The sequence below is a fragment of the Affinundibacterium fentianense genome (genome assembly GCF_018139545.1).
GTDB lineage: Bacteria > Pseudomonadota > Gammaproteobacteria > Burkholderiales > Burkholderiaceae_D > Undibacterium > Undibacterium fentianense.
In genome coordinates this window covers 68844-80644 of sequence record NZ_JAGSPJ010000003.1, presented here as the reverse complement: position 1 = coordinate 80644, position 11801 = coordinate 68844, and the positions used below count along the sequence as shown (strand labels likewise).

Annotated in this window: 10 protein-coding genes and 1 other RNA gene; 6 read left to right on the top strand and 5 right to left on the bottom strand. The window is 45.1% G+C overall.

Going from position 1 to position 11801, the window contains the following annotated elements; genetic code table 11:
* Positions 1–509: 509 nt before the first annotated feature.
* The 5 genes from ompA to KDM90_RS08100 all read left to right on the top strand — a co-directional run bounded on the left by ompA (position 510) and on the right by KDM90_RS08100 (position 3979).
* Positions 510–1178 (top strand): outer membrane protein OmpA, encoded by a 669-nt coding sequence (gene ompA, locus KDM90_RS08120; protein WP_212675114.1) that lies wholly within the window; start codon positions 510–512, stop codon positions 1176–1178.
* 207 nt (positions 1179–1385) lie between these two features.
* A complete protein-coding gene (gene ubiG / locus KDM90_RS08115) occupies positions 1386–2108 on the top strand; it encodes a bifunctional 2-polyprenyl-6-hydroxyphenol methylase/3-demethylubiquinol 3-O-methyltransferase UbiG (RefSeq protein ID WP_212675113.1) in 723 nt (240 codons plus the stop codon).
* On the top strand, positions 2105–2782 hold the full coding sequence (locus KDM90_RS08110; protein ID WP_212675112.1) for an HAD family hydrolase: 678 nt from the start codon (positions 2105–2107) through the stop codon (positions 2780–2782). Before ubiG ends, KDM90_RS08110 begins: the two co-directional genes overlap by 4 nt.
* 86 nt (positions 2783–2868) lie before the next feature.
* Positions 2869–3228, top strand: a transfer-messenger RNA (tmRNA) gene (gene ssrA, locus KDM90_RS08105).
* A gap of 322 nt (positions 3229–3550) precedes the next feature.
* Positions 3551–3979, top strand: coding sequence for an SRPBCC family protein (locus KDM90_RS08100; protein ID WP_212675111.1), 429 nt, complete (start codon positions 3551–3553; stop codon positions 3977–3979).
* Between the two features lie 15 nt (positions 3980–3994).
* Here KDM90_RS08100 and feoB read toward each other — a convergent pair whose 3' ends face one another.
* Together feoB and KDM90_RS08090 are read right to left on the bottom strand one after the other, a co-directional pair.
* On the bottom strand, positions 3995–5899 hold the full coding sequence (gene feoB, locus KDM90_RS08095) for a ferrous iron transporter B (RefSeq protein WP_212675110.1): 1905 nt from the start codon (positions 5897–5899) through the stop codon (positions 3995–3997).
* A complete protein-coding gene (locus tag KDM90_RS08090; protein WP_212675109.1) occupies positions 5896–6264 on the bottom strand; it encodes a FeoA family protein in 369 nt (122 codons plus the stop codon). The genes feoB and KDM90_RS08090 overlap by 4 nt, the downstream gene beginning before the upstream one ends.
* Before the next feature lie 443 nt (positions 6265–6707).
* Here KDM90_RS08090 and KDM90_RS08085 point away from each other — a divergent pair, with 443 nt between their 5' ends.
* A complete protein-coding gene (locus KDM90_RS08085; protein WP_212675108.1) occupies positions 6708–9197 on the top strand; it encodes an adenosylcobalamin-dependent ribonucleoside-diphosphate reductase in 2490 nt (829 codons plus the stop codon).
* Between the two features lie 62 nt (positions 9198–9259).
* Here the strand turns inward: KDM90_RS08085 and KDM90_RS08080 are convergent, their stop codons facing one another.
* From KDM90_RS08080 to KDM90_RS08070, 3 genes are all read right to left on the bottom strand, one after another.
* Entirely contained in the window at positions 9260–10579 is a 1320-nt protein-coding gene (locus KDM90_RS08080; RefSeq protein WP_212675107.1) for a TolC family outer membrane protein, read from the bottom strand.
* Positions 10580–10685: 106 nt separating this feature from the next.
* Positions 10686–11009 carry a rhodanese-like domain-containing protein gene (locus KDM90_RS08075; RefSeq protein ID WP_212675106.1) on the bottom strand — a complete coding sequence of 108 codons (324 nt, stop codon included), beginning with the start codon at positions 11007–11009 and terminating at the stop codon, positions 10686–10688.
* A gap of 31 nt (positions 11010–11040) precedes the next feature.
* Entirely contained in the window at positions 11041–11691 is a 651-nt protein-coding gene (locus tag KDM90_RS08070) for a protein-L-isoaspartate O-methyltransferase family protein (RefSeq protein WP_212675105.1), read from the bottom strand.
* Positions 11692–11801: the final 110 nt, after the last annotated feature.

Sequence of the window (11801 nt, the reverse complement as noted above, 5' to 3'; positions counted from 1 at the left end):
GGAAGACCTACATAAGCTAACTAACTCTCAAGCGTCTCTTTCACACGCTTTTTTCGAATTTAGTATTCAACTGTTCATTTTAGCACGGCTGACTCTCGCATTCATCGTTTTTCTAGCCTTACAGAGAGCTCGTTTTAAAGAGGGGGAAATATGCGGACTTACACTCAATCAAGCCATCACAAATATTTTCAAAAAGATCATGAATTTGTACTAAATCATGAAGCATTTAAGCTGTTGTCAAAAAAAGACACAATCAGTTTGCTGTAATTAGCCATGCCATGACTTTTGATCCACCTAGGTGGACTTGTGGCAAAATGAATCTAATGCATTGCACAAGACTGTACTTAAAATTAGAAGAATTCTGCTATGACAGTCATACTGTTGTCACTTTGCTCGTGATAAAATTCTATTGTTACAGATTAGCATTTTGTACCTTTGCACTTTTTTACATACTTTTTGCATCATTTAAACGCACATCACTGCGCTTATTCTCAACCGAGGAAAAATATATGAAACTTATAATCAAGCTCGCGATTGCAGCATCGGCGTTTGCCTCTATTTCGGCAAGCGCACAAACGATTACTGATATCAAAGCAAACGCGCCATACAGCGCATACGTACAAGATGCGCGCGGCATTATCGTTCGTGACCCATTCGGTTTGTGCTGGCGCACTGGCTACTACACACCCGCTGACGCTGTTGCTGGATGTGATTTGCCGATTGTCCCACCAGCACCTCCAGCGCCGCCAGCACCAGTTGCTCCACCACCACCTCCACCAGCACCACCGGCACCAGCTCCAGCCCCAGTTCCAACATCTGAAAAAGTTACATTTGCAGCTGATGCATTTTTTGATTTCGACAAAGCAATCTTAAAACCTGAAGCAAAAGTCAAACTCGATGACATGACATCGAAATTGAAAGATGTGAACTTGGAAGTGATTGTTGCGGTCGGTCACACTGACTCTGTTGGTACAGACGAATACAATCAAAAACTTTCCATCCGTCGTTCAGAAGCTGTCAAGGCTTACATCATCAGCCGCGGTATTGACGCGAAACGCGTTTTCTCCGAAGGCAAAGGTGAAAAGCAACCGGTTGCAGATAATAAAACAAAAGAAGGCCGCGCGAAAAACCGTCGCGTCGAGATCGAGGTTGTTGGTACTCGCACAATTACGAAGTAATCCGATTTCACCTTTACGAAAAAGCCCGCTTCGGCGGGTTTTTTTATTGCCAGTCCAACTTAATTCGAAAAACTCGAATTAAGTCCTTTGGTTTTTACGCCTCGCCCACATTTACTTTAAAATGTATGCAACTTTGAAGTAATCAAAAGAAAAGACACTCAAATTGCTGACTCGCCGCAACTTTATCAGCGCAACAAAGGTAAAACCATGCAAAGCACCGAATCAAGACCCATACCAAGCAATGTTGACCCCTCTGAAATCCAGAAATTCAGCGACCTCGCGCATCGCTGGTGGGATCCCAGCTCCGAGTTTAAACCCCTTCATGAAATTAACCCACTCCGCCTTGAATGGATCAACAATGTCGTGCCACTTGCCGGAAAGAAAGTGATCGATATTGGATGCGGCGGAGGCATCCTGGCTGAATCAATGGCAAAACGCAAAGCGCTTGTTACGGGAATTGATCTTTCGGACAAAGCATTGAAAGTCGCGGATTTACACAGTTTAGAGACTGGAATTCAAGTTCGCTACGAGAAAATTGCAGCAGAATCGATTGCGGAAAAAGAAGCGGGTCAATATGACGTTGTCACATGCATGGAAATGTTGGAACACGTTCCTGACCCCGCCTCCATTATTAAAGCATGCGCACGCTTGGTAAAACCAGGTGGCAAAGTCTTTTTCTCAACGATCAATCGCAATCCTAAAGCCTATCTGTTCGCTATTATTGGGGCCGAATACGTATTACAGATGCTTCCAAAGGGCACTCACGATTACGAAAAATTCATCACGCCCGCAGAACTTACTCAGGACATCCGCAACGCTGGGCTCATTGTTGATGCAATGAAAGGAATGAGCTACAACCCACTCACCCAAATTTATTCTCTCAACTCAGACACCAGCGTCAATTATTTGGTCGCTTGTACTCGCCCATGATTACTCCAAAAGCAATTCTATTTGATTTAGACGGCACGCTTGCTGACACATCACCCGATCTTGCAGCCGCGGTTAATTTAATGCGCACCAGACGCGGCCTAGATCCAGCGCCCTACTTGAGCCTACGACCTTTCGCGTCAGCAGGTGCGCGCGGACTAATCGGTGCTGGATTCCAAGTCCAAGCCGATAATCCCAATTACGAATCGATGCGACTCGAATTTATAGAGAATTACGAAAATTCTATTGCAACTCATAGCACGTTATTCCCAGGAGTAATAGAGCTGCTAGCTGGACTCAGATCTCTACACTTGCAATGGGGTATAGTAACGAATAAAGCGGCAAAATTGACTGACCAACTTGTACCGCTCATTCGTCTAAACGATGCGGATTGTGTCGTTTCGGGTGACACGACACCATTTGCAAAACCTCATCCAGAGCCGCTCTTCGAAGCAGCACGTCGCTTACAAATCACACCGGCCGAGTGTTGGTATGTTGGCGACGATCAGAGAGATATCCTATCTGCCAAAGCAGCTGGAATGACCAGTGTTGCTGCCGCATGGGGTTATTGTGGTGCTACCGAACCGACCCACTGGAAAGCGGACGCAATTCTCGATACACCATTAGAACTTCTTGAACTCATCAAAGGAAAATTATCGCAGTCCAAAGCTGCATAATTGTGTGACCAAGACAATTCAATCATTTAATCGTGACTTGAAATTTGGATCACTTGCTTTATATAGAGTATACTGTTAATTGCTTTGGGGACGACCTGGTTTCGACAGGGGTTGCAAAGCAGCGCAGGGCATACCGAGGCCTGACTACCTCGTAAATACAATCAGAACTATATAACTGCAAACGATAACTCGTACGCATTAGCAGCTTAATTGCTTGCTAACTCTTAACCGCTTCTTCCCTAGGGCGGGCTGGAAACAGCATAGAGTCATTTATAGGGAATCGTCTTGAATTGGGTTACTTAATTCAGGCCTAAATAATAGGTAACTCGCCTAAACGCAGCGTGTGCGTCCGCGTCGCTTAGGTTAAATTAAATGGCAGCACTAAGTATGTAGAACTGTCTGTAGAGTGCTTCTGGACGCGGGTTCGATTCCCGCCGTCTCCACCAAAATAAAAAACCATCCAGCAACATCGGATGGTTTTTTTCTTGCTCGGATCCCCATTCAAGCAGACCTGAATCAAGTCTTCCGATATGGTCATTGAATCGCTATCGTATTTCGAGGTCATCGAAGAAATATTAAATTAATCGCCCTATCTCACAATCAAGTTTGAATCAAGTTTGATTGTTCGATTATTTGCACTCGCACGCATTCAATGTCAATATTTGACCAAGGCTTGGCGCACTCGTTTCTTCATCTGGAACCTCACAAGCCGAAAATCCCATCATAAAATTGTTGCTCCGCTCACAGTGACTGAAAGGAATTTGATCAATGTCTGATAAACCCACTTGCACAGTAAATGTGAGTCGTCAGTTCAATATGTCCGCGAATACAATTTTTGATGCTTGGCTCGATCCTAAAAAAGCCGGTAAATTCTTATTTGTCACACCAACAGGTGTCATGAAGAAAGTAGAAATAGATGCACGAGTCGGGGGACAATTTTGTATCGTTGAATCACGGAATGGTGAGGATGCAATTCATATTGGAGAATATCTTGAAATTATCCGCCCCTCACGATTACGCTTTAGCTTTGGCGGAAACCCCTTTCCAGCAACCTACGTCACAATCTCAATTCGATCGTCGCAAACTGGCTGCGAGCTAAATTTGATCCACGATGGTGTATGGATGGAATACAGAGAAAGCGTCACGCAAGGATGGTCAGGTATATTAGACCATCTCGCACAATTGGATATTGGCTAAATCAATTCAATCGAATTAACCTAGACCACAAGCGAGAGCAATTCGATATGTTAGAAATGCAGCTAAATACGCGAGTCCGAACAAATAAAGCATCATAATGATCGGCATTCTCCAACCACCCGTTTCACGCTTAACGGTTGCCAATGTCGAGATACATTGCGGCGCAAAAACATACCACGCTAACAAAGATAGCGCCGTTGCCAGACTCCATTGATGCGCAATAATCGGAGCAAGTGCGTCCGCTGTATCACTTCCAGAAGCAGCTAATGCATATACAGTTCCAAGAGAACTAACCGCAACTTCTCGCGCTGCCATTCCAGGCACCAAAGCAATACTAATTTGCCAGTTAAAGCCGATGGGTTCAAAAACATAAGCCAAGGCTTTGCCAATGTACCCTGCAAAACTATATTCAATCGGCATCCCCGTTGCCCCTACAGGCGCACTCGGATAGCTTGCCAGCACCCACAAAACAATCGTCAACAGCATAATAATGCCACCCACGCGGCTCATAAAAATTACAACGCGCTGTTTTAAGCCTGTCAGAACATTGCGAAACGTGGGTAAGTGATAGCTCGGCAATTCCATCATTAAGGTACGAATCTGACCTTGTGCCGTAAAACGTTTAAGTATCCACGCGACAATCAATGCGCCAACAATTCCTGCACAATACAAGGCAAATAAAACCAAGCCTTGCAACTCAAACACGCCCATCACTTGGCGCGAGGGAATAAATGCGCCGATCAAGAGCGCATAAACTGGCAAACGCGCTGAACATGTCATCAGAGGCGCAATCATGATCGTGACTAGTCGATCTCGTGAATTAGCAATCGTTCGCGCTGCCATAATTCCTGGAATTGCACAGGCAAAACTCGATAACAAAGGAATAAACGAACGTCCAGATAGACCGACACTTCCCATTAATCGATCCAATAGGAACGCCGCTCTAGGTAGGTATCCAGACTCTTCCAAAATTAAAATAAAAAAGAACAAAATCAAAATTTGAGGTAGAAAAACCACTACCCCACCAGCACCTGCAATGATGCCATTCACAATCAAACTCTGAACCCAACCATCTGGCAAACTCGACGAAACCGTTGTTGCCAGCCATTCCGTGCCAGCTTTAATTAAATCCATCGGGAGCGTTGCCCACGCAAAAACAGCCTGAAAAACTAAAAATAAAATCAACGCGAGCAAAGCTGGGCCGAAAATTGGATGCAACACAATCCGATCAATCTTATCGCTGACATTATGGGGAATAATTTCATCTAAGCCTAATTTAGCAAGGATTTGACGAACTTTTTCATGGTCTAAGTCAGTGTGCGATTGCCCTGCCAAATCACTGTTAGAGACCGTTTCAACTTGGCGATTTTGTTGATTTAGAAGTAGGTCGAGCATTGATTTTAATGCTTGGTCACCGCCTTGTTTTATCCCCACTGTCCTTACGACTGGGATGCCTAACTCAACGGATAAGGCTTGCTCATCGATTCGCAAACCACGTTGCTCCGCCATATCCGTCATGTTTAACGCAACGATACAAGGAATACCCAAACGCTGCACCGCGATCACTAAGCGTAGCCCACGTCGTAAATTGGTCGCATCGACAACACAAACAATAAAATCAGGGCGTTTTTCCCCAATTGCATTACCGAATAACACATCGTGTGTTACACGCTCATCTGGCGAACGTGGGTGCAAACTGTAGGTGCCCGGCAAATCCAATACACGCAAGCTCTTTCCAGAGTTGGTCTTGAGGCGCCCCTCTTTGCGCTCGACCGTGACGCCAGCATAATTTGCAACTTTTTGTTTGCTTTCGGTAAGCAGATTAAATAAGGCGGTCTTTCCGCAATTTGGATTGCCGACGAGCGCAACTAAAGGCCCAGTTGCATGGAAGTGAACAATCGCAGGTTTAATCTGGCTCATGCAGCGACTCTCGCAGGCCGGTCATGCATAGATGAATCAACTTGCACAATCACACATGCCGCTTCTGCTTTACGCAACGCAAACGTTGATAGTCCGATCCGTATAACGAGTGGATCACCACCAAATGCACCTCTTGCCATCAAAGTAACGGGTTCTCCGACAATAAAGCCGAGATCTTCCAACTGTGTCGCCCATTCCTGCATCTCATCGGGCGCTTGCAAATGGCTCACCGTACCATATTCTCCGACCGCAATCTCAGCCAAACTCTTCGTGTTGGTCGAGAGACTTACTCTTCCACAAGTCGACGCTGCTGATAAATTAGTTGACATTGCTGCAATTATTGTCGTGTCATTGATAGTTGTCATACGTGCTCTGATAAAAATCTCTCGTTCAAGTTAAAACTATAAACGAGAATCATTCTTAAGTAAATCAAAGGCAGCGGATGAACAAGCTTAATTTCTTAAGTTAAATCAAATGGCGATGAAATGTTCAAAGTCGAATTACGTCCAACTAAAACGCATCGCAGGAAAAAGCCAAAAACACAACAATCTTGCAGCAGCAAATGTCGAACTTGATGATAACAACGGATCAATCTCAACTGACGAGATTTTCATTCTATGTAAGTAGATTTCTTAAGAATGCAAAAGAAACAATGCAGCTACCCGTTTTTTTTATTCAACAGGCATTGAGAGCTATCAAGGAAAATTGCCGTTAGGGGTCTATAATGAATTGAAATTTATCAGTCAAAATATCGATAAAATTCTTTAACCTCTCCCTTTTTGTCTACGACATTCGCAAAGAAATTAGCATGAACGCCAATGAAAAAATTCTAGGAATTAACGATATGCTGCCACAAGAAATCTCACTTGACGTGCTATTAGAAAAATACGCAAAAGGAGACGAAAGAACTATTCATGATGTGCAGAGTCGCGTGGCGAAGGCGCTCGCTAGCGTTGAAGCACCTGATTTTCGAGCCTACTATGAAGAAAAATTTCTGTGGGCGCAAAAAAATGGTTTCGTTCCCGCAGGAAGAATTAATTCAGCAGCGGGCCTCGATTTACATGCAACACTTATTAATTGCTTCGTACAACCGGTGGGCGACTCCGTCTCGAGCTCAACCGACGGCAAACCCGGAATTTATGCTGCTTTAGCGGATGCGGCCGAAACAATGCGACGCGGTGGCGGTGTAGGTTACGACTTTTCGACAATTCGACCAAAAGATGCATTGGTGCGTGGGACGCGTTCTAGGGCATCGGGCCCCGTATCATTTATGCAGGTATTTAATGCATCATGCTCGACCGTTGAGTCAGCAGGTGCAAGACGCGGCGCACAAATGGGGGTGCTGCGTTGCGACCATCCCGACATTCTCGAATTTATCCACGCCAAAGATAAAGGTGGTTTGACTAACTTCAACATCTCGATCGGTGTCACGGACGAATTCATGGAGGCCGTCGCAAACGATACAAATTTTGAGCTTTCTCATAAGGCAGAACCTAGCGAGGAACGTCAACAAGCAGGTGCCATTCAAAACGAAAAAGGGCTATGGGTATATGAAACAGTAAAAGCGCGCGATTTATGGGATCAAGTCATGCGATCAACCTATGATCACGCTGAGCCTGGCATCCTATTTTTGTCACGAATCAATGCGGAAAACAACCTTTATTATTGCGAAGCGATCGAAGCGACGAATCCATGTGGAGAACAGCCATTGCCTGACTACGGTTGCTGTTGTCTCGGCTCAATCAATTTAACGCGTTTCGTCAAGGCTGCATTTACGGAAGCTGCCAGTTTTGATATGCAAGGATTCCAAGAGGTCGTCTCTGTCGCTACTAGAATGCTGGATAATGTACTCGATGCGACCGCATGGCCACTCCCACAGCAACGAGATGAAGCAATGTCAAAGCGGCGCGTGGGACTTGGATTCCTTGGTCTTGGTAGCGCATTAATCATGCTAGGAGTGCGCTATAGCTCTGAAAAAGGCCGTGAGCTTGCCAGTTCGATTGCGCAAGCAATGCGTAATTCAGCATACCAATCCTCAGTAGATCTTGCCAAAGAAAAAGGTACATTTCCTCTTTTCGATAGCGAACAGTATCTTCACGGCGCTTTTGCTCAACGACTCCCAGCTGATCTACAGCAGGCGATTTCACAACACGGATTGCGCAATTCTCATCTCCTATCGATTGCACCAACCGGAACCATCACGCTCGCATTCGCCGACAATGCGTCAAATGGCATTGAGCCTGCTTTTTCTTGGGTCTATAACAGGAAAAAGAGAATGGCCGCGGGTGACAATAAAATCTATGAAGTAGCAGATCATGCGTGGCGCCTGTATCGCCATTTGGGTCATGATGTGTCCAATGATAGTCAACTCCCAACCGCATTTGTCACTGCGCTCGATATGTCAGCCCATGATCACATGCTAATGCTACAGGCAGTTCAGCCTTACGTAGATTCAGCGATCTCGAAAACGGTTAACGTACCAGCCGATTACCCATATGAAGATTTTCAAAACCTCTATATGGATGCTTGGCGTGCCGGTCTCAAAGGATTGGCAACCTATCGTCCAAACAATATTTTAGGCAGTGTTTTATCAGTCAATACAGAGTCGACTGCACCTACGCCAAAAGTCATTCCTGACGATGATTTACTACGAAAACAGTTTGATGGTCGTCCATTTGGAGATTTAGAGTCGGTAACCTCAAAAGTTCAATATATGACTTATGAAGGCAAAAAAACAGTTTATCTAACGGTTAGCTTCATTCATGTACAAGGCATTATTGGCGGCGAGCAAGCAACCATAGAGCGCCCCTTTGAGTTCTTTATGCCTGCTGGACAAAAAAATGACGGCCAACAGTGGATATCAGCGAGTATGCGTCTGCTCTCCATGGCAGCACGGTCGGGTGGATCCATTGCAAAAGCATTGGCCGATATGCGCGAAGTTGTGTGGGATAAAGGTACGGTTCGTTGTGGCAAGATCACGAAAGATGATGGGTCACAAGCACCTTTATTTCACGAATCGGAAGTCGCAGCAATTGGTTATTCACTTCAACGCATCTTGATGAAGCGTGGCTTCCTCGATGCGAGTGGCAATCAAGTACCAATGACCGTCTTAGCTGAAAAATTCAAGAACAAGCAACTCGCTTATGGAATGGAAGATTTAGCTTTCGAAGCCGATTCTGCGCCAGTGAATTACAACGCCACAGGTAAAAAATGCCCTGACTGCGGCGCCTACGCTTTGCAAAAAATTGATGGCTGTTCACGCTGCATGTCTTGCGGTTACGTTGGTGCATGTGGGTAGAAAATGCATTGAACAAATAAAAAAACCCGCAACGCGGGTTTTTTTATGAAAAATGACTAGACTCATTGCGTCAACAATGCATTCACTTCCACCAAGTCAGTTTCTTTCAAAGTTCCAGCAGCAGCTTTTAAACGCAATCCATTGAGAATAGAATCGTAGCGAGCCTTGGCCAAACTTTGACGCGTATTCGACAGTTTTTGCTGCGCGTTCAACACATCAATGTTAATACGCACGCCAACCTGATAACCCAATTTGGTTGAATCCAAAGCCGATTGACTAGATATTTCCGCTGCTTCAAAAGCTTTAATTTGCGCCAGGCCACTCACCACACCGATAAATGATTGACGCGCCGCTTGCGCAGCAACTCGACGAGAATTTTCTAAGTCATTGCGGGCCTTATCTTCTAAGGCGATCGTTTCACGAACGCGACTGTCAGTGGCAAATCCAGTGAAGATGGGGAACTTTAATGTCACCCCCAAAGTGGTAGGCTTTGTCACTCCACCTGGTGTTGTTGCCGTTGCAGAGCCATTGCTACGGCCCGTCGTCGCAGAGAAATCCACTGTTGGCAAATGACCGGCACGACTCTTCTTAATCTCACGTTTTGCAACTTCCAAGGAAACTTCTGACGCTGCTACACTAAAATTTTGTTTTTCCGCTGAACTAACCCAGTCATTTAAAACCGCAGGAACTGGAGCACTTAACTGCACACCATCCTTCAATATCGCTAAATCGCCTGCATCTTTTCCGATAATTTGGCGTAATGCAGCGCGTTTCACATCAAGATCACCTTGACCAGCGAGTTCTTGCGCAATAATTAAATCATATTGCGATTGAGCCTCGTGTGTATCCGTAATGGTTTGGGTACCGACTTCAAAATTGCGCTTGGCAGATGCCAATTGCTCAGCCACCGCAATCTTTTGTGCTTGCAATGTTTTCAATGTGTTTTGTGCTGCCAAAACATCAAAATACGCTTGACTTACGCGCAACATCAAATCTTGCTGAGCCGCAGCAAATTGAAGATCAGTTGCTACGACTGCCAATTTGGACTGTTCGTAATTTTCCCATGTCGCCATATTGAACAAAGTCTGACTTAATGCCAACGTCATTGATCGCCCTGTCGAACTCCCACTAATGGTCGGCCCTGAATCAGGATCAAACTCAGTATGTGTCTTTGTGACGCCAGCACTCAAACCAAGGCTTGGTAACAGCCCAGCTCGCCCTTGAACCGAACGCTCTTGACCCGCCAGCTTTGCCGCCCGTGCCGCACTGAATTGGGCATCATTCACCAATGCCTCTTTATAAATTTGCAGCAAATCGCTAGCACCAGCATTCAAGGAAATAAACGCGGTCGCAATGAAAGTAGCGATAATAGATTTACGCATAAAATGCTCCGAAAAAATTTAAAATGTCGCGCTCCAAGACCATCCGTCCTGTCACAACGACGACAAATCACTCACACAGAGATCCTTAGCACCACTAAAGACGACTCTAATATGTAGGCATCGAAGTATCAACTTGCAATGCCCACGCGTGCATACCACCGGTCAAATTAATGATTTGATCAAAGCCATTTCTCTCGAGGAAATTAGCTACTTGCATACTACGTCCGCCGTGATGGCAGATACAGACAATCTCTGCGTCACGGTCTAATTCATCTAAACGCATAGGAACGCTATGCATCGGCATCAAACATGCTTGAGAAATATGACAAGTGTCAAACTCCCAAGGTTCCCGCACATCCAGTAAAAATGGCGCTTTTTTTGACGAATCTTCAAGCCTAGCCGCCAATTCTAGTGCAGAAATGTGTTGCATATTTAATTATCTTCTTGAATTATAAGTTAAATTACAATGTGAACGTTGACATTGGCTTGACTTGAGACAACGCTGGAATGACTGTTTCAAACAAAGACTTTGTATTAAAAAACAATTCGGATTCACGTGTAATTAATTGCGCCGTCATGACGGGTGCTTTTCCGACAATGACAAACAATCGTCCACCAACGTTTAATTGCTCTTGCAAATTAGTTGGAACCGTTTCTAGGGAACCAGTCACAACAATCACGTCAAAGGTCGCAAATTGGCTACTTTCCAGTGCGTCGCCCCATTGCACATCAACGTTGACGATTCCATTTTGGCTTAGATTCGTTTGAGCCAAAGTCTTTACTTCAGCTACAGCCTCCAACACAGTAACATGTCGAGCCTGATGGGCTAGTAGTGCCGCTAAATAACCGCTATCAGCACCGACTACCAGCACCGATTCCGTTTTCTTTGCTGCCACATCTTGCACAATACGGGCTTCCAATTTAGGGCTCAAAGAGACAATCCCCGCCGCCAATGGCAAACCCGTATCGAAGAAAGCTAAACTTTTCTGCCCAGCCGGGAAGAAATTTTCTCGTTTCACTACACCGAGCAACTCCAGCACTTCGGGCGCACTCACATTAGTTGGACGAATTTGCTGTTCGATCATGTTAAAACGGGCTTGTTCGATGTTCATATCAGTTTCTCGTTGCATTAAATTAGGGTAAAGCATCAGTTCAATCATTTGTTCACTGGCGTGACAAAGGTTAAACCCTCATTTTATCAAAGCGTTTCTCAAAATGAACA

Coding starts and splice junctions, on each gene's coding strand:
- ompA (WP_212675114.1), top strand. CDS start 510: ATGAAACTTATAATCAAGCTCGCGATTGCAGCATCGGCGTTTGCCTCT.
- ubiG (WP_212675113.1), top strand. CDS start 1,386: ATGCAAAGCACCGAATCAAGACCCATACCAAGCAATGTTGACCCCTCT.
- KDM90_RS08110 (WP_212675112.1), top strand. CDS start 2,105: ATGATTACTCCAAAAGCAATTCTATTTGATTTAGACGGCACGCTTGCT.
- KDM90_RS08100 (WP_212675111.1), top strand. CDS start 3,551: ATGTCTGATAAACCCACTTGCACAGTAAATGTGAGTCGTCAGTTCAAT.
- feoB (WP_212675110.1), bottom strand. CDS start 5,899: ATGAGCCAGATTAAACCTGCGATTGTTCACTTCCATGCAACTGGGCCT.
- KDM90_RS08090 (WP_212675109.1), bottom strand. CDS start 6,264: ATGACAACTATCAATGACACGACAATAATTGCAGCAATGTCAACTAAT.
- KDM90_RS08085 (WP_212675108.1), top strand. CDS start 6,708: ATGAACGCCAATGAAAAAATTCTAGGAATTAACGATATGCTGCCACAA.
- KDM90_RS08080 (WP_212675107.1), bottom strand. CDS start 10,579: ATGCGTAAATCTATTATCGCTACTTTCATTGCGACCGCGTTTATTTCC.
- KDM90_RS08075 (WP_212675106.1), bottom strand. CDS start 11,009: ATGCAACACATTTCTGCACTAGAATTGGCGGCTAGGCTTGAAGATTCG.
- KDM90_RS08070 (WP_212675105.1), bottom strand. CDS start 11,691: ATGAACATCGAACAAGCCCGTTTTAACATGATCGAACAGCAAATTCGT.